Source organism: Phenylobacterium sp., assembly GCF_035309685.1.
Lineage (GTDB): Bacteria > Pseudomonadota > Alphaproteobacteria > Caulobacterales > Caulobacteraceae > Phenylobacterium.
In genome coordinates this window covers 56,635-73,481 of record NZ_DATGEX010000014.1, presented here as the reverse complement: position 1 = coordinate 73,481, position 16,847 = coordinate 56,635, and the positions used below count along the sequence as shown (strand labels likewise).

Here is a 16,847-nt window from a genome sequence, read left to right as displayed (position 1 = left end):
GCGGTCCAAGGCGCCCATGGACGCAGGCGGCGAAGCCCAGGCGGGCGACACGGCGGGCGGCGAGCCCGGAAGCGAGAGTGGCGGCGGGACCTGGCGGTTCCCGGCGAACAAGCCGCTGCGCCTGGAGTCCGGCGCGACGCTTGCTCCCCTGGAAGTGGCCTACAAGACCTATGGCCGGCTGAACGAAGCCAGGACCAACGCCGTCCTGATCTGCCATGCGCTGACCGGCGACCAGCATGCGGGCTCGGTCAATCCGGTGACCGGCCGGCCCGGCTGGTGGGACAGCGTCATCGGCCAAGGCCTGCCGCTGGACCCCGAGCGCTACTTCATCATCGCCACCAATGTGGTCGGCGGCTGCATGGGCTCGACCGGCCCGGCTTCGACCAATCCGAAGACCGGCCAGCCCTATGGCCTGGCCTTCCCGGTGATCACCATCGCCGACATGGTCCGCGCCCAGGCCATGCTGATCGAGGCCCTGGGCATCGAGACCCTGTTCGCCGTGGTCGGCGGCTCCATGGGCGGCATGCAGGTGCTGCAGTGGGCGGCGGACTACCCGGAAAAACTCTTCAGCGCGTTGTGCATTGCCGCGGCGCCCCGCCACTCGGCCCAGAACATCGCCTTCCACGAGGTCGGCCGCCAGGCGATCATGGCCGATCCCGACTGGCGCGGCGGGGCCTATGAGAGCCAGGGCGTGCGGCCCGAGAAGGGCCTGGCGGTCGCGCGCATGGCCGCCCACATCACCTATCTCTCCGAGCCGGCCCTGCAGCGGAAGTTCGGCCGCGAGCTGCAGCGGGACGGCCTCTCCTGGGGCTTCGACGCCGACTTCCAGGTGGAGAGCTACCTGCGCCACCAGGGGACCAGTTTCGTCGACCGCTTCGACGCCAACTCCTACCTCTACATCACCCGCGCGCTCGACTATTTCGACCTCGCCGCCCAGCACGGCGGCGTGCTCGCCCAGGCGTTCCAGAAAGCGCGGGGCGTGCGCTTCTGCGTGCTCTCCTTCTCGTCCGACTGGCTCTATCCGACCGCCGAGAGCCGCGACATCGTCCGTGCACTGAACGCCGCCGGCTGCCGCGCCAGCTTCGCCGAGATCGAGACCGACAAGGGCCACGACGCCTTCTTCCTCGACGAGCCGCAGCTCGACGCGACACTGCGCGGCTTCTTCGCCTCGACGGCCCAGGCCAGGGGTCTTTAAGTGGCGGCCCGCGAGGACTTCGCCGAGATCCTGCGGCTCGTGCGCCCCGGCGCCCGTGTGCTCGACGTCGGCTGCGAAGACGGCGAGCTGCTGGAGCTGTTGACCCGTGAAAAGCAGGTCGACGGCCAGGGTCTGGAGATCAGCCCGGCGGGCGTCGCCGCCTGCCTCGCCAAGGGCCTGGCCGTGGTGCAGGGCGACGGCGACCGCGACCTCGACCACTTCCCCACCCGCGCCTTCGACTACGCGATCCTGTCAAAGACCCTGCAGCAGATGCGCGAGCCCCGGCACGTGCTCTCCGAACTGCTGCGCATCGCCGACCAGGCCATCGTTTCCGTGCCGAACTTCGGCCACTGGCGGATGCGGGTGTCGCTGATGGCGCGGGGCCGGATGCCGGAGACCCGCGCGCTCCCCGACCCCTGGTGGTCGACGCCGAACATCCACCTCTGCACGCTGCGCGACTTCACCGACCTCTGCCGCGAGCTGGACCTGCGGGTCGACGCCTGCGCGGCGCTCTCCGGCGGCAAGGGCGCGCGCCCGATCCAGCCCGATGGCCTCCTGGAAAACTGGCGCTCGGAGACCGCGCTCTTCCTGCTGAGCCGCCGCCCGGACGCCCGCCCGGAAGCGACACCGCAGAACCTCTTCGGCGAGGTCGAACTGCCGAAGCCGGACGCGCCTACGCCTGCTCGGCGGCGCCGGACGAAGACCTAGGCGCCGGCTTCCAGCCTGGTGCGGATCGTCGCCAGCGAGGCCCGCATCAGCTCGGCATAGGCGGTGTCGAGGAACACGCGGCGCATCAGCCAGCGGCCGAGCGGCCCCAGCGACCCCGGAAACATGTTGCTCCGTAGGCGGAAGGCGTAGGTCCAGTCGATCTCGGTCTTGCCGCCCTCCAGCGCCTTGAAGACGAATTCGCCCAGCGCGTAGGCGATCGGCTTGCCGGCCGCAGTGGAATAGTCCCAGACCTCGTAGCGGAAATGCTGGCCCGGGACGGACTCCAGCACCTGCTCGGTGGTCCGCGACCCGTCGGTGAGATGCACATGGCGCCGCTCGCCGACGCCGCCCCAGGGCCCGGGCGTGAGCAGCGTCGTCCCGGTCACGCCCGGCAGCTGTTTGGTCGCCGGGATCATCTCGGCGAGCGGGCCTGAAACCACATAGGCGAAGACCGCCTGCGCCGGCCGGGCCACCACGATCCGCTCGGTCCGCGCGATGGTCGCCGCCTTGGGATCGACGGCGGGCGGCGGGGCAAGCTCGACTGTCATGGCGGCCTCGTTCAGGGTGCGACAGAGCGCCACCCTAGCTGAGCTTGGCCGGGGCGGCGCGGCAAACCTGTCGGCGAATTAAGGTGACCTGCCGGCCAGCTTCGCCTTCCCTCCCGGCATCAGTCCTACTGGGAAGGACCCAACGAATGACCAAGACTATCCTCGGGGCCCTTGCGGGCGCCAGCCTTCTGAGCCTGACCGCAGCGGCGGCCTTGGCCGCGCCGCCCGCGCCGCCCGCCCCGCCCGCGCCCGCGGCGCCGCCTGCGCCACCCGCGCCCCCGGCGATGGCGCATCACATGAGCATTGGCTGGGACTGGCCCTTCCACGGCGAAATCCCGGCCTCCCTCGATTGGCGGATCGAGCCGCAGCACAACACGACCGCGGCGGCGGCCGGCGCCATCGACTTCGAGCTCGGCTACACCAGCTTCATGAACTCATCCTGGTGGGGACGCGCGATTCAGCCCTCGGAACTGCAAGGCCTCTCCCCGGCCCAGCTCTCGGGCGCCGGCGGCCAGGTGGCCTTCACCCTGCACCGGGACGCCGGCGACTTCCGCTGTCACGGCGCCACCAGCGAGGGCAAGGGCGTGGGAACCTGCACCTACGCCGCCAACCCGGGCTTCGTCGCTGCGCTCGGCAAGCGCGGCGTCACCGGCGACCTGCCGGCCATCGCCCAGTTCGAGCTGGCGATCTCCGACGTCGGCTTCAACTATCTGGACGAGCTGAAACGCGGCGGCTACGCCACGCCCAGCGCGCCCCTGATGATCGAGGCGATCCACCATGGGGTGAACCTGCGCCACCTGACCGCGATCAACGCCACCGGCTACCGGTTCGGCACGCTGGACACCCTGATCCAGCTGCACGACCACGGCGTCTCCGACCGCTACCTCACCGACCTGCACACCTACGGCTACTCAGGCCTGAAGGCCGACGACCTGGTGCGGCTGCGCGACCACGGGGTCAGCTCCAGCTGGCTGAAGAGCCTGAAGGAGGCCGGCTACACCGGCATTCCCACCGAACAGCTGATCAAGATGCGCGACCATGGCGTCAGCTCCGGCTTCGTGGCCGAGGTGCAGATGGCCGGCTACCACATGAGCGGCGACGACCTGGCGCGCATGCGCGACCACGGCGTTTCCGGCGGCTTCGTCAGCGAACTGCACGCGCTCGGCTACGACCGGCTCTCGGCGGACGACATTATCAAGCTGCGCGACCGCGGCATCAGCCCAGGCTTCATCCGCACCTCCAACCAGGGCGGCCAGCGGCTGTCGCCCGACGAACTGATCCACCTGCGCGACAACGGCGGGCGTCGCTAGGGTCGGAGCCTCTAGCCGGCGATCGCGGCGGCGTCGCGGTCGCCGGTGCGGATGCGCAGCGCCTGTTCCAGGTCCATGACGAAGACCTTGCCGTCGCCGATCTTGCCGGTGTTGGCGGTGCGCGAAACCGCCTCGACCACCGCGTCGCAGATGTCCGACGGCACGGCGATCTCCAGCTTCACCTTGGGCAGCAGCTTCACCTCGTATTCCGCGCCCCGGTAGACCTCGGTCTTGCCCCGCTGGCGGCCGTAGCCGCGCACCTCGGTGACGGTCATGCCGGACGCGCCGGCTTCGGTGACCGCGTCGAGCACGGCGTCGAGACGGCTCGGCTTGATCACCGCGACGATCATCTTCATGGCGCAGCCTTTCGCCCAGCGACGCCCAAAGCATCGCGATCTGCAAGGCTAAGGCCTTCGCCGCCCGCCTCCAAGAGCCCGCGGCGCCCGAGCCCGCCGTCTGCCCGAGAAACGGGCGCCGGGGCCAGCAGCGGCCGGGCGCGCCGAACCCGCTGCGCATGGCCGCGCGGCTTCACCGCGAAGGTCTGCTTGACCGCTTCCATCAGCAGGAGGCCCGCGAACCCCGGCCAGAGGCGGGAGCCCGTCTGCTCGAAGCCCTCGGCCCAGCCGGCCATCCAGTTCAGCGGCGGCACATAGAGCGCGCGTGTCCAGCCGGACGGCTCAAGCTCCGCCTCGCGCAACAGTTCGGCGAGCTGGCCGCGGCTGTAGGGGCGGCCGTGGCCGAAGGGGGTGCGCTCGGTGTTGGCCCAAAGGCCGTTGCGCGCGGTCACCGCCACCACCACCCGGCCCGATGGCGCCAGCACCCGCCAGACCTCGCGCAGGAAGGCCAGCGGATCGGGGCTCTCCTCGATGCCGTGGACGATCAAGATGCGGTCGAAGAGCGCGTTGGGGAACGGCAGGCTGTCCTCGCCCACGAGCGTCGTCAGGTTGCGCTCGCCGCCCGGCCAGATCTCCACGCCCTGCTGGGCCGGCATGGCGCCGACCACGCGCCGCGCGGCGTGCCGGGCGGTGGCTACGAAGGGCGTCGCATAGCCCAGCGCCAGCACATCCAGGCCGCGTGCGTCGCCCCAGGCCTCGATCACCTTGCGGCCCACCATGGCGCGCGCCGCCCGGCCGAGGTCGGAGGCGTAGAATTGGCGCAGATCCAGGACGTCGCGGCGCATGGGGCGATGGCTATGCTCGACTAAGGCCTTGCGCCAGCCTAGATCGCATTGCCTCTGATTGTCCTTACCAAGGCTGGAGTTCCGCCATGCCGCTCAAAGTCCACCAATTCCCCTGCCTGGAAGACAATTACGGCTTCCTGGCGCTCGACGAGGCCTCGGGCCTCGCCGCCTGCATCGACACGCCCGAGGCCGGCGCGATCCTGCGGGAGCTGAAAAAGCTCGGCTGGAAGCTCGACCTGATCCTCAACACCCACTGGCACCCCGACCACGCCGGCGGCAACGCCGAGATCGTCGCGGCGACCGGCTGCACCGTCGTGGGGCCGGCCGAGGTGACCAAGCTCGCGCCCATCGACCGCGAAGTGCGCGGCGGCGACGCGGTGATGCTGGGCGAGACCCGTTTCGAGGTGATCGAGAGCGGCGGCCATACGCTGGGCCACATCGCCTATTTCGACGCACGTGACCACGTCGCCTTCGTCGGCGACACCCTGTTCGCGCTCGGCTGCGGGCGGCTGTTCGAGGGCACGCCCGAGCAGATGTGGGGCAGCCTGCAGCGGCTGGCCGCGCTCCCCGACGACACCCGCGTCTACTGCGCCCACGAATACACGGCCTCGAACGCCCGCTTCGCGCTGTCGGTGGACGACGGCCCGGCGCTGAAGGCCCGCGCCCAGCAGATCTTCGCGATGCGCGAGCGGGGCGAGCCGACGGTGCCCACCACCATCGGGCTGGAGAAGGCCACCAACCCGTTCCTGCGCGCGCCGGTCCTGGCGGGCCGGGTCGGGGCCTCGGGCGAGCCGGACTACAAGGCCTTCGGCGCCGTGCGCGCCGCCAAGGACGTGTTCAAGGGCTGAGCGCGCGCCGAGCCTAGTGGAAGCTCTGCGTCACCTTGACGATCAGGTCTGAGGAGGGCCGGCCGGCCACGCCCTGCGGCGGCGCGACGGTGACCTCCAGCACGCCCTGCGCGACCTGGACGGACGCCTTGGGCCCCTCGATCAGGTGCACCTTCAGGATGCGGTCGAGGATCTTGTGGCCGTCCGAGCGCTTGGTGATCCGCACGACCGCCTCGCTGGTGACCATGGCCGCGTCGGCGATCAGCGGCGCCGAGGTGGGCGTCGCCTCGGCGTAGAAGGGGATCAGGCGGCGCGCCGCGTGGCTCGCCCGGGCGCTCGCCTGCTCGAGCCGTTCCAGCAAGGGCTGCGGGCCCATGATCGCCAGCTTCAGCGGCGCGGCGGGGCCGGCCAGCGCCGCGGCCTCGCCGTCGGGCCGATGGTCGGTGAAGAGGGTGATGCCGCCAAGCCGCGTGGCGCGCAGCACCGGCTCGCCCAGATCGTTCTTGTAGAGGGTGTCGCCGCGCGGCGCCTGTTGCGCCGACAGCGCCCAGACCTCGAAACTGCCCTCGAATTTAAGCAGCGGCTTGGGGCCCGTGCGGTCGAGCACGAAGACATCGCCGTCCTCGGAGATGTAGCGGGCGATCGGCGGGGCGGAGAAATCGCGCCCGTCCTTGGAGTGGCGGCCGAACAGGCTCTCGCCGAGGCTGCCCAACGGTCCGGCCGCCGCCGGCTGCGCCGCGCCCAGCCCAACGGCCAGCCCGATGGCGCAAATCGCCAACGAACCCGTCGCGGACCGTGTCCCCAAGTACGTCCGTGAATGAGCCCGTGGCTTGGCCGTCATGACAGGCAAGGGCATGCCTAGGGCGTGTGGCGCTTTTTGGACCGGGGCGAGGTCTTCACCGGACAGCTTGGCCTTAGCCGACCAGGTACTGTCCGCCGTTCAGCGATAGTGTCGTTCCGGTCACATATCCGGCCCGTTCCCCGGCCAGGAAGGCGACCATGTCGGCGATCTCGTCGCCGCGGCCCAGCCGGCCCACCGGAATCTGCCCAATGATGCCCTCAAGCACCTTCTCCGGCACCGCCTGGACCATCTCGGTGTCGATGTAGCCGGGCGCGATCACGTTCACCGTGACGCCCTTCTTGGCGTTCTCCAGCGCCAGCGCCTTGGAGAAGCCGATCATGCCCGCCTTGGCGGCGGAATAGTTGGTCTGGCCGACCTGGCCCTTCTGGCCGTTGATCGAGGAGATGTTGATGATCCGGCCCCATTCGCGCGCGCGCATGCCCTCGATCACCTGGCGGGTCATGTTGAACAGCGAATCCATGTTCACGACGATGACCTCGCTCCACTGCTCGTGGGTCATCCGGTGGAAGACGCCGTCGCGGGTGATGCCGGCGTTGTTGACCAGGATGTCGATGGGCCCGAGTTCAGCCTCGACGGCCTCGGCGGCGCGCTTGCAGTCGTCCCAGTTGCCGACATTGCCCTTGATGACCATGGCGCCGGTCTCGCGCTTCAGCGCCTCGGCGGCGGCGTCGTTGCCGGAGTAGCCCGCGGCGACCTTGATCCCGTCGGCGGTCAGCCGCTCGACGATCGCCCGTCCAATGCCACGGGTGCCACCCGTGACCAGCGCAACCCTGGCCATGCCTGTCGTCTCCCAATTGAACGGCGCCGGTTGATCCGGCGCTCGTCTCTCCCAAACTCAAGTCAAACTTTTTCCACGCACATCGCCACGCCCATGCCGCCGCCGACGCAAAGCGTGGCCAGGCCCTTGGTGGCGTCGGTGCGGTTCATCTCGTGCAGCAGGGTGGTCAGGATCCGCGCGCCGGACGCGCCGATCGGATGGCCGATGGCGATGGCGCCGCCGTTGACGTTGACCTTGGCCGGGTCGAGGCCCAGGTCGCGGACCACGCAGATCGACTGCGCCGCGAAGGCCTCGTTGGACTCGATCAGGTCGAGGTCGCCCACCGCCCAGCCGGCCCGCTCCAGCGCCTTGCGGCTGGCGGGGATCGGCCCGGTGCCCATGATCTCCGGATCGACGCCGGCGTTGGCCCAGGAGGCGATGCGCGCCAGGGGCTTGAGGCCCCGCTTCTTGGCCTCCTCGGCGCTCATCAGCACCAGGGCCGCGGCCCCGTCGTTGAGGCCGGACGCGTTGGCGGCGGTGACGCTGCCCTCCTTGTTGAAGGCCGGCCGCAGCGCCGCCATCGCCTCCAGCGTCGCGCCGTGGCGGATGTATTCGTCCTGATCCACCACCGTGTCGCCCTTGCGGCCCTTGATGGTCACCGGCGCGATCTCGCCGGCGAACCGGCCGGCCTTCTGGGCAGCCTCGGCCTTGTTCTGCGAGGCCACGGCGAACCTGTCCTGGTCCTCGCGGGTGATCTGCCAGCGGGCGGCGATGTTCTCGGCGGTCTGGCCCATGTGGTAGCCGTGGAAGGCGTCCCACAGCCCGTCCTTAATCATGGTGTCGATAAGCGCCAGGTCGCCCATCTTCTGGCCGCCGCGCAGGTTCTGGGCGTGCGGCGACTGGCTCATGCTCTCCTGGCCCCCGGCGATGACGATGTCGGCCGAGCCGTCCATGATCTGCTGCGCGCCCAAGGCCACGGCCCGCAGGCCCGAGCCGCACAGCTGATTGAGGCTCCAGGCCGGGCTTTCCACCGGGATGCCGGCGTTGACGGATGCTTGCCGGGCCGGGCCCTGGCCGGCGCCGGCCTGCAGCACCTGCCCCATCACCACCTCGTCCACGTCGCTGGCCTTGATCCCGGCGCGCTCGATGGCGGCCATGATGGCGATCTTGCCGAGCTCATGGGCGGGCAGGCTGGCGAGCGCCCCGTTGAACGAGCCCACCGGCGTGCGGGCGGCGGAAACGATGACGATGTCGGTCATGGCTCAGGTTCCCAGAAGACATAGGTGGCGGCGTAAAAGGGCCCTTGCTTCATCTATTGGGACGGCCAGGAATTTCCGCAAGCCCGCCCGTGGTTATGCGGCGTCGCTACCGCTGTTTGCCAATCGCCTCGCATGCGCGATACTGCACTGCAGAAACAGTGGGTTCGCCGCAATCGCGGGCCCGGCATCAAGGATTTGGGATGGCCGATACGGAAGGGACCGCCGCCCCCGGCGAGCGCGTCGTCATCAAGAAGTACGCCAACCGGCGGCTCTACAACACCGCGTCTTCCAGCTACGTCACCCTCGAACACCTCTCCGAGATGGTGAAGCAGAACGTCGACTTCGTGGTCTACGACGCCAAGACCAACGAGGACATCACCCGTTCGGTCCTCACCCAGATCATCTTCGAGGAGGAGAGCCAGCAGGGCCAAAGCCTGTTGCCGATCCAGTTCCTGCGGCAGCTGATCGGCTTCTACGGCAACTCCATGCAGGCCTTCCTGCCCTCCTATCTCGAACTGTCGCTGGCCAGCTTCACCCAGCAGCAGGAGCGGATGCGGACCCAGTTCACCTCGCTCAGCCAGACGCCGGGCGCCACCGTCTTCGACGAGCAGGTGCGCCAGAACCTGGCCCTCTTCGACCGGGCGATGAAGATGTTCTCGCCGTTCGCCTACGCAAAGCCGGACGACGCGCCCCCGCCGCCCACGCCCAAGGCCGAGGCGCCGCCGGCCGCCGCCTCCGGCGCATCCGACGAGGCCCTCGTGGCGTTACGCAAGCAGATGGAAGACATGCAGGCGCAGATTGAGAAGCTGGCCGGCAAGCGTTAACCTCTGATTAAGAGTTGGCCCAAGTCCTGCACAGATAGCCCTGCCATGATGTTCTCCGTCGATCCGCTCCGCAGATCCGCAGGCGCCTCCCGCAGCCGCAAGGCGCAGGATGAGACAGACCGTGCCGATTTGACGCAGGAGACTGGCGCGAACCTGCTGCCCGTCCCGGTCGGACCGGCCCGCACCATCTCCTCCGGCGGGCCCCGCATCGCCGGCGCCTCGGCCATCGACGCCCAGGTGATGGGCGAGCGCCGCGGCCTGCGCGCCGGCTTCGACATCCACGGCCGGGCCGCCGGCAGCTACAACCGCACCGAATGGTCCGGCGCCTACGACCGCCGCGCCCCCAAGGGCCGCGCGGCGCGCACGGCGATTTAGCGGGCCTGGTCGACTAGGGGACGGTCGTCGGCCTCGCTGGAGCAGGCGCGAAATTGACCCGGCCGATTTCCTTGACGCCGCCCGTCCCCAGCGCACCTTCCACAAGCTCGTAGCCCAACAAGGCGAAGGTCCGCTTCCCGATGAATATCGGTCGAGCATTGCCGTACCAGTCTACGCAAGAGGCTTGGCAGCGGTCGTCGACAGCGCCGGTCCGGCTCGCCGCGATCTCGCCAAAGGGCCGTAGCTTCCGATCCTGACGGCGCACGAACACCATGGCCGCCGAAGTGTCGAAAAGCTCGCTATAGGCCGGCGCCGCGGGCCGAGCGATCGGCAGACCGAGGACACCAGAGGCTCCATCCGCCGTCGCGGCGTCTGGCTGGAAGAAAAAGCCATGGCTGCGGCTTTCGCCCTCGCTGGCCTGAACCTGGGTGAAGGTGTCGCCGATCCGCGGCGCGCCACGCCCCAGATCGACAGAACTGAACACCAAGTCGGCCCCGGCTCCGCCGATGACCACGGCGTCGGACCCCATGGGTTCGATCCGGTCAATGTCATGCGAAACCGGCAACTGCAGCGTCGCACCGCCTCGCACCGGCGCCGCCGTGACAAAGCCTTGCCAACCCGAAGTGACACTGCGCTCCGCGCTTGAGCCATAGAGCAGGTAGCGCCCCACGAAGCGGTTGTGGAACTCGAAGCTGTGGCCCGGCGGCGAGGGCAGCAGACGGTACTGGGTGTCCGGCAGTTCACCGGTCCCGTCGCCCAACTGCGCCAAGGGGATCGTCAGCAGCGCCACCGCTCCTTCTGAAAACGTCGACCGCCACATGGCGTCGCCGCCGCCCTCCGACCGAACCAGGACATTGAGCGCGCCGCGCATGGCGTCCTCACGGAACGAGAACTGATCGACGGGCGCGCCCCTGACTCCGATAGCCGAAGGCGCGGACCCATCTAGCGGCAGGCGATAGAGGGCAGAGCCAACTCGAGGCCGTCGGCCCGGTCGTGGACGGTCGCTGGCCACCCAGAGGTAGACCGAACTGTTCGACACATAGAAGTTCCGCGAGCCGGGCCCCAAGACACCCGTCGCTTCGCAGGTCATCTCTGCCGCGGCGAGGTCGCAGGTCGTCACGGTGTGCAGGGTGTCGACCTCATCGCGGCCTGCCGGACCCGGCGGGATATAGACGCGCCGGGGATCGGCGATGCGTTTGAAGCCAAGCTCTCCCTTCTGGCCGCGCCAGTGGCGTTCGGTCGGCAGCGCCTCCAGGGGATCGCGGCGCCAGTTTAGATAGAGCGGCGTGTAGAAAATCAGTCGGTGGCCAATGAGTCGCGACGCGTAGTTGCGCGCCGAGTAATAGTCGTTGGACTTCAGCTGATAGGCGTCCTCGAAGCGGAGGTGGCCCGCCGCATCCAGCCGGAAGCGGTTGATCTCGGTTCCGCCCCGCGAATAGCTGTAGCCGATCACCGCGACCCGGTCGCCTGCGACCAGCATCTCATCGTACCAGTCGCTGCTGGCGTCGACGCCAGGCGGATGAGCATCGATGGCGGCGATCGGCTGCATCCGGCCCTTGGCGAGGGAGACGGTGAAGAGCCGTCCGCGTCGCAGGATCACCAGAATATCCCCGCGCAATTTGACGATGTCGCCCTCGTCGACCCCGGCTTCCTGATTGTTGGTGATGCTGGGCGCCCGCTTCTCCGCCGTGACGACCACCATCTCTTCAACAGTGTTGGCCGCGCCCGGCGGTGAGGGGGCGTAGACAGGGGAGGAGGGCCCGACCCCCTGAAGCCTACGCAAATATCGCCGCAGTTCGTCATCGGTCCGGAACGCTGTCAGCCGAGGCGGCGACGCCTTGGCCGTCACCGGCGTTGGAGGGGCCGCCGACGCAGAAGCGGGGCAGATTGAAAACAGAAGCGCGCCCAACGCCAAACCCAATCCGAAAGCGCCTGTCACCTCTGCCTCCCGCTCAACTGACAGCACAGCATCTCATTTTACATCCGTAAGTCCAGACCGCTTGAGCGCCGTCTCCAGCACAGCCACCCGCCGCTCCAGCGCCGCGATCCGCGCGCCCGCATCGCTTTCACCGCCCGGAGCCGGCGTCGAGACGCCCGCATGGGCGGCGATTTCTGCCGCCGGAACGCCCAGCAGCTCGGCAAAGACCGCCACCTCGGCCGCCGAGACTTCCCTCTGATCCTTGAAGACCAGCGCCAGGTCCGCGCCGCTCAGGCCCGCCACCGCCGCCATCGCCTCGCGCGAAAGCCCGCGCTCCGCGAGACGTTCGTCGAACCAGGCGGCGTCGAAGAAGAGGGCCATGGAGTCCCGTCGGAGGTTGGCGCGGGTCTTGCTTAACCACGTCCAGGATTTCGACCACGGGCGGGCCTCATGCTGCAAGTTCTCCAGCGGATCATCGACGTTTCGGTCGTCGCCCTGATCCTGACGGCCCTGACCTAGTTCCGAAACAGGTCCAGGGAGCGCTGTCAGGCGCTTCCCCGCCTTAAATCTCACGGTAGATGCGAGCCTTGGGGTCTATGGCTCGGTCCGTCCGGCTGACGCTCGTCACCCTCGCTCAACGTGAATGAGCAAAAGAAAACTCACTGAAGAAAGGACCAACCGCGGTGATCGCAGAGATACGCGGAGAAGGCGCCTTGCCCGAAGGGCGGCGTTTGCAGCCTGGCCAACGGCCTGTGACCCGGGCCGGGTCGCTCCGCGTATCTCAGCGGTCTCCGCGGTTAGTCCCTTCGATAGGAAGGGTTGGGATGAGGCGTGTCGGCGTCCCTAGACCTCATCCACGCCGCCCGGCAGGCGCGAGCGGGACTGCAGCCACATCACCCCATAGAGGTCCGACAGCGACGCCCAGAGGCGGCCGAGGTTGGTGTACTTCGACGCGCCGGTCTGGCGGTGGCGGTGGTTCACCGGCAAAAACGCCGTCCGATAGCCCTCGCGCAGCATGAGCGCCGGCAGGTAGCGGTGGATGTGGTCGAAATAGGGGAGCCGCAGGAACGCCTCGCGGCGGAAGGCCTTCAGGCCGCAGCCGGTGTCGTCGGCGGTGTCCCGGAGCAACCGCTTTCGAACGCCATTTCCAATGCGGCTGGCGACCTTCTTGGCGGCGCTGTCCTGGCGCTTCACCCGCTCGCCGCCAACCAGCGCCAGCTCCGGCGGCCCGGCCAGCAGGGCGTCGACCAGGGCGGGGCCGTCGGCGGGGTCGTTCTGGCCGTCGCCGTCCAGGGTGACGATGACCGCGCCCCGCGCGCCCAGGATGCCGGTGCGCACCGCGCGGCTCTGGCCGGAGTTCTTGGCGTGGGCCAGCACGCGCAGCTGCGGAATTTCCGTCGTAAGCGCCTTCAGCGCTGCGCGCGTGCCGTCGCGGCTGGCGTCGTCGACGAAGATGATCTCGTGGCGGCGGCCCTTGAAGGCCGCGGCGATCTCGCGGGCCAGCGCCGGCGCCGCGCCCTCCTCGTCGAACACGGGCACCACCACGGAGATGTCGGGGGTTTTCGGGGCTGCAGCGCGGGCCATGGCCTCCCCATAGCGGAAAAGCTGGCCTTGGGAAGGATCGTGCTATCACCAGCGCGATGACGCTCGACGGAGACTTGGCGCGGTTCGGCCGTGGTTGGCGGGGGCCCGCGCTGGCGGCGCTGATCGCCTTCCTGGCCGGTCTCCCCGGACTGCTGGCCGTGCCGCCGCTGGACCGCGACGAGAGCCGCTTCGCCCAGGCCACCGCCCAGATGCTGGAGAGCCGCGACTTCACGGTGATCCGCTACCAGGAGGCGCCGCGCTTCAAGAAGCCGGTGGGCATCCACTGGCTGCAGGCGGCCAGCGTCTCGCTGTTCTCCAACCCGGAGGACCGGGAGATCTGGGCCTACCGCATCCCAAGCCTGCTAGGCGCCATGCTGGCGGCGGCGGCCTGCGCCTGGGGCGCGGCGGCCTTCTTCGGGCCCGGCGCGGGCCTGCTGGCCGGCGCCATGCTGGGGACGACCTTCCTGCTGTCGACCGAAGCTCTGATCGCCAAGACCGACGCGGTGCTCTGCGGGACCACCACGCTGGCGCTGGCGGCGCTGGCCCGCCTCTACGCCGAGGCGCGCGATGGACCGCCGGCGGGACGGCGCGCCTGGCTGTTGTTCTGGATCGGCCTTTCGGTGGGTACGCTGGACAAGGGCCCGGTCGCGCCGATGGTCGCGGCGCTGACCATCGCGGTGCTCTGCCTGATGGACCGCAAGGCGGCCTGGCTGGGGCGGCTGAATTGGATCTGGGGTGTGATCATCCTGGTCGCGGTCTGCGGGCCCTGGGCCTGGGCGGTGACGGTGGCCACCGATGGCGGGTTCTGGAGCGCGGCGCTGGGCGGCGACCTGGCGCCGAAGCTGGCCGGCGGCCAGGAGACCCACGGCGCGCCGCCCGGCTACCACGCCCTGCTCTCGCCGATCCTGATGTTCCCGATGACGCTGATGCTGCCGGCCGCCGCAGTCACCGCCTGGAAGCGTTGGCGCGAGCCGGGCGTGCGCTTCGCCATCGCCTGGCTGGTCCCCACCTGGCTGGTGTTCGAGGCGTTGCCGACCAAGCTCGTCCACTACACGCTTCCGGCCTATGGCGCGGTCGCCTGGCTGGCGGCGGCGGCGCTGTTGCAGCCCATCGGCGGCAAGACCCGCTGGACGGGCGCGGCCCTAACCGCCTTCTTCGGCGTCGCCCTGGCCGGCGGGACCTTCTACCTGGTCAAGGCCTATGGCGACGCCAGCGACCTCACCTTCGCGATTCCCGCCGCGCTCCTGCTGGCCGCCGCGGGGCTGGGCGGCGGCTACCTGCTGGTCCGCAAGGCGCCGGCGCAGGCGGTGGTCGCCGCGGTCGGCCTGGGCCTCGCCGGCCACGCCGCGCTCGCCGCCGGCCTCGCCCCCCGGCTCAATCCGCTGTGGCTGTCGTCGCGGGTCGAGAAGGTGATGGCCAAGGCCCAGCTGCTGCCCGAGCAGGGCATCGCCGACGCGCCGGTCACCGTCGCCGGCTACGCCGAGCCGAGCCTGGTCTTCGCGCTCGGCACGCCGACCGAACTCGCCGGCCCCGAGGACGCCGCCCAGGCGATCTACGAGCACCGCCCCGCCGTCGTCGAGACGCGCCAGGAAGCCGCCTTCGAGACGGCCCTGGCGGTCTACCATGCGCGAACCCATCTGGTGGGGACCGTGAAAGGCCTCGACTATTCGGACGGCAAGAAGATGACGCTGAACATCTACGAGGCGGCGCCCGGTTCGCCCCAGGCCCCTGATCAGTGAGCCGTCCATGACCCGCAGAATCGAAGTCGTCGAAGTCGGCCCCCGCGACGGGCTGCAGAACGAAAAGGCCCTGCTGGAGGTCGACCAGAAGCTGGAGTTCATCCATCGGCTGGAGACCGCCGGCGCGCGGCGCATCGAGACTGTCTCCTTCGTCAATCCCAAGCGCGTGCCGCAGATGGCCGGCGCCGAGGAGATCAGCGAGGCGCTGCCCCGCACGAGCGGCCGTTCGCGCATCGGCCTCGTCCTGAACGAGCGCGGCTGGGACCGCTGCGTCGCCGCCGGCTGCGATGAGGCCAATGTGGTGGTCTGCGCCACCGACGGCTTCGGCATCCGCAACCAGGGCGCCAGCGCCGCCGAACAGACCGCGGCCATGCAGGCCATCGCCGCGCGTCAGAAGGCCGAGGGCGGCCCGCCGATCACGGTGACCATCTCGGTGGCCTTCGGCTGCCCGTTCGACGGCGAGGTCTCGGAGGAGCAGGTCATGCGCATCGTCCGCGCGGCCGCGCAGGCCGGGGTGGCCGAGATCGCACTCGCCGACACCATCGGCGTCGCCGACCCCTGGCTGGTGCGCAAACGCGTCGAGGCCGCCAAAACCGCCGCGCCCGGCGTGCCGCTGCGCATGCACTTCCACGACACCCGCAACACCGGCCTCGCCAACGCCTATGCCTCCGTCGAGGCGGGCGTCGACGTGCTGGACGCCAGCTGCGGCGGCCTCGGCGGCTGCCCCTTCGCGCCCGACGCCACCGGCAACATCGGCACCGAGGACCTGGTCTACATGCTGGAGCGCGCTGGGTTCGAGACGGGCTACGACCTCGACGGCCTGATCGGCACGGCCAAGTGGATGGCCGGCATCCTCGGCAAGCCGCCCGCCGCCTCGGTCAGCCGGGCGGGCGTCTTCCCGCTGCCCGCCCCTGTCGCCTAGGCCGGCTTCACCGCCACATAGAGGTCCTGGCCGCCGTCATATTGCGCTGGCGGCGCCCAGGCGCCGTTCCATCGGCCCGCGACCGTCAGCCCCGCCTCGCCGATCGCCGCCTCCAGCGCCGCGCGCCAGTGGCCAATGGCGCGCTCGGGATAGCGCGCGTCGATGATCAGCGAGGTTTCGTCGAAGGGTTTGAAGTCGAAGATCTCGGAGCTCTTGCGCTCAGGCTCCAGCGCGAAAGCGGTGAAGGCCAGCCGCCCGCCGGGCCTCAACACCCGCGCGCTCTCCGCCAGATAGCGCCTGACCGCCGGCATCCGCATGTGGGTGAAGACCGAAGTCGCGAACGCCAGGTCGATCGTTCCGTCCGCCGCCGGGAACACCGTGTCCGCCTCCGCGACCTTGCCGGTCTCGTTGTATTCGCCGTTCCAGACGTCCAGGTGCTCGAAGCGCATATGCGGTCGGGCCTGGAACCGGCGGCGGCAGGCCTGGATTCCGGCTTTCGAGATGTCGAACCCCGCGTAAGACCCGCCGTCCTTCAGGAAGGGCGCGAGCTGTTCGGCGACCCGGCCGTTGCCGCAGCCGATGTCCAGCACCCGGTCGCCGGGCGCCAGGCCGGCGTGGTCCTTGAGGTTGCGCAGCAGCTGCGCGCCGACGGCCACGAAATCTCCGTCGCCGACATTGTGGATGAAGGCCCAGGGCTCGGCGCGGCGACTGGGATCGCGGAGGCGCGCGGGCAGGCTCTTGAGGTCGAGGAGAGCTCCGGCCAGGGCCCGGCGCACGCCCGCCGGCGCGGCGCCTGCCCATCGTCGCAGGAACCGCGGAGCCATGATCATCCTCCGCGA

The 16,847-nt window shown here is 69.7% G+C and carries 18 protein-coding genes; 8 read left to right on the top strand and 10 right to left on the bottom strand.

The genetic code is table 11. The features are described from left to right. Positions 1-16 precede the first annotated feature (16 nt). Together metX and metW are read left to right on the top strand one after the other, a co-directional pair. Positions 17-1,195 (top strand): homoserine O-acetyltransferase MetX, encoded by a 1,179-nt coding sequence (gene metX, locus VKQ35_RS03610; RefSeq protein WP_324358688.1) that lies wholly within the window; start codon positions 17-19, stop codon positions 1,193-1,195. After that, entirely contained in the window at positions 1,196-1,903 is a 708-nt protein-coding gene (gene metW / locus VKQ35_RS03605; protein WP_324358687.1) for a methionine biosynthesis protein MetW, read from the top strand. Here metW and VKQ35_RS03600 read toward each other — a convergent pair. Beyond that, on the bottom strand, positions 1,900-2,451 hold the full coding sequence (locus tag VKQ35_RS03600; protein ID WP_324358686.1) for an SRPBCC family protein: 552 nt from the start codon (positions 2,449-2,451) through the stop codon (positions 1,900-1,902). The two genes, metW and VKQ35_RS03600, sit on opposite strands and share 4 nt — an antisense overlap. Before the next feature lie 146 nt (positions 2,452-2,597). On the opposite strand from VKQ35_RS03600, the gene VKQ35_RS03595 reads away from it, so the two are divergent. After that, positions 2,598-3,761, top strand: coding sequence for a hypothetical protein (locus tag VKQ35_RS03595; RefSeq protein WP_324358685.1), 1,164 nt, complete (start codon positions 2,598-2,600; stop codon positions 3,759-3,761). An 11-nt stretch (positions 3,762-3,772) separates the two neighbouring features. On the opposite strand, the gene VKQ35_RS03590 is transcribed toward VKQ35_RS03595, so the two are convergent. Both VKQ35_RS03590 and VKQ35_RS03585 read right to left on the bottom strand, forming a co-directional pair. Further along, complete coding sequence (locus tag VKQ35_RS03590) at positions 3,773-4,117, bottom strand: P-II family nitrogen regulator (RefSeq protein ID WP_324358684.1); 345 nt, start codon at positions 4,115-4,117, stop codon at positions 3,773-3,775. Further along, complete coding sequence (locus VKQ35_RS03585; protein ID WP_324358683.1) at positions 4,114-4,941, bottom strand: class I SAM-dependent methyltransferase; 828 nt, start codon at positions 4,939-4,941, stop codon at positions 4,114-4,116. The genes VKQ35_RS03590 and VKQ35_RS03585 overlap by 4 nt, the downstream gene beginning before the upstream one ends. Positions 4,942-5,027: 86 nt before the next feature. On the opposite strand from VKQ35_RS03585, the gene gloB reads away from it, so the two are divergent. Continuing rightward, positions 5,028-5,789, top strand: a complete 762-nt coding sequence (gene gloB, locus VKQ35_RS03580; protein WP_324358682.1) for a hydroxyacylglutathione hydrolase — start codon at positions 5,028-5,030, stop codon at positions 5,787-5,789. A gap of 13 nt (positions 5,790-5,802) precedes the next feature. Here the strand turns inward: gloB and VKQ35_RS03575 are convergent, their stop codons facing one another. The 3 genes from VKQ35_RS03575 to VKQ35_RS03565 all read right to left on the bottom strand — a co-directional run bounded on the left by VKQ35_RS03575 (position 5,803) and on the right by VKQ35_RS03565 (position 8,646). Further along, positions 5,803-6,546 carry a DUF4908 domain-containing protein gene (locus VKQ35_RS03575; RefSeq protein WP_324358681.1) on the bottom strand — a complete coding sequence of 248 codons (744 nt, stop codon included), beginning with the start codon at positions 6,544-6,546 and terminating at the stop codon, positions 5,803-5,805. Between the two features lie 136 nt (positions 6,547-6,682). Further along, positions 6,683-7,408 carry an acetoacetyl-CoA reductase gene (gene phbB, locus VKQ35_RS03570; RefSeq protein WP_324358680.1) on the bottom strand — a complete coding sequence of 242 codons (726 nt, stop codon included), beginning with the start codon at positions 7,406-7,408 and terminating at the stop codon, positions 6,683-6,685. A gap of 62 nt (positions 7,409-7,470) precedes the next feature. Beyond that, positions 7,471-8,646: an acetyl-CoA C-acetyltransferase gene (locus VKQ35_RS03565; RefSeq protein WP_324358679.1), complete on the bottom strand. Its 1,176-nt coding sequence runs from the start codon at positions 8,644-8,646 to the stop codon at positions 7,471-7,473. A gap of 200 nt (positions 8,647-8,846) precedes the next feature. Between VKQ35_RS03565 and phaR the strand changes: the two genes are divergently transcribed. Beyond that, positions 8,847-9,470 carry a polyhydroxyalkanoate synthesis repressor PhaR gene (phaR, locus tag VKQ35_RS03560; RefSeq protein ID WP_324358678.1) on the top strand — a complete coding sequence of 208 codons (624 nt, stop codon included), beginning with the start codon at positions 8,847-8,849 and terminating at the stop codon, positions 9,468-9,470. A 129-nt stretch (positions 9,471-9,599) separates the two neighbouring features. Continuing rightward, positions 9,600-9,845 (top strand): hypothetical protein, encoded by a 246-nt coding sequence (locus VKQ35_RS03555; RefSeq protein WP_324358677.1) that lies wholly within the window; start codon positions 9,600-9,602, stop codon positions 9,843-9,845. 13 nt (positions 9,846-9,858) lie between these two features. Here the strand turns inward: VKQ35_RS03555 and VKQ35_RS03550 are convergent, their stop codons facing one another. The 3 genes from VKQ35_RS03550 to VKQ35_RS03540 all read right to left on the bottom strand — a co-directional run bounded on the left by VKQ35_RS03550 (position 9,859) and on the right by VKQ35_RS03540 (position 13,347). Beyond that, positions 9,859-11,547, bottom strand: coding sequence for a beta-propeller domain-containing protein (locus tag VKQ35_RS03550; RefSeq protein ID WP_324358676.1), 1,689 nt, complete (start codon positions 11,545-11,547; stop codon positions 9,859-9,861). Between the two features lie 270 nt (positions 11,548-11,817). Then, a complete protein-coding gene (locus VKQ35_RS03545; protein WP_324358675.1) occupies positions 11,818-12,144 on the bottom strand; it encodes a helix-turn-helix transcriptional regulator in 327 nt (108 codons plus the stop codon). A gap of 462 nt (positions 12,145-12,606) precedes the next feature. Then, on the bottom strand, positions 12,607-13,347 hold the full coding sequence (locus tag VKQ35_RS03540; RefSeq protein WP_324358674.1) for a glycosyltransferase: 741 nt from the start codon (positions 13,345-13,347) through the stop codon (positions 12,607-12,609). A gap of 56 nt (positions 13,348-13,403) precedes the next feature. Between VKQ35_RS03540 and VKQ35_RS03535 the strand changes: the two genes are divergently transcribed. Continuing rightward, positions 13,404-15,086, top strand: coding sequence for a glycosyltransferase family 39 protein (locus VKQ35_RS03535; RefSeq protein ID WP_324358673.1), 1,683 nt, complete (start codon positions 13,404-13,406; stop codon positions 15,084-15,086). A 7-nt stretch (positions 15,087-15,093) separates the two neighbouring features. Continuing rightward, positions 15,094-16,008 (top strand): hydroxymethylglutaryl-CoA lyase, encoded by a 915-nt coding sequence (locus VKQ35_RS03530; RefSeq protein WP_324358672.1) that lies wholly within the window; start codon positions 15,094-15,096, stop codon positions 16,006-16,008. Here the strand turns inward: VKQ35_RS03530 and VKQ35_RS03525 are convergent. After that, positions 16,005-16,832 carry a class I SAM-dependent methyltransferase gene (locus tag VKQ35_RS03525; protein WP_324358671.1) on the bottom strand — a complete coding sequence of 276 codons (828 nt, stop codon included), beginning with the start codon at positions 16,830-16,832 and terminating at the stop codon, positions 16,005-16,007. The genes VKQ35_RS03530 and VKQ35_RS03525 overlap by 4 nt on opposite strands. Between the last annotated feature and the right edge of the window lie 15 nt (positions 16,833-16,847).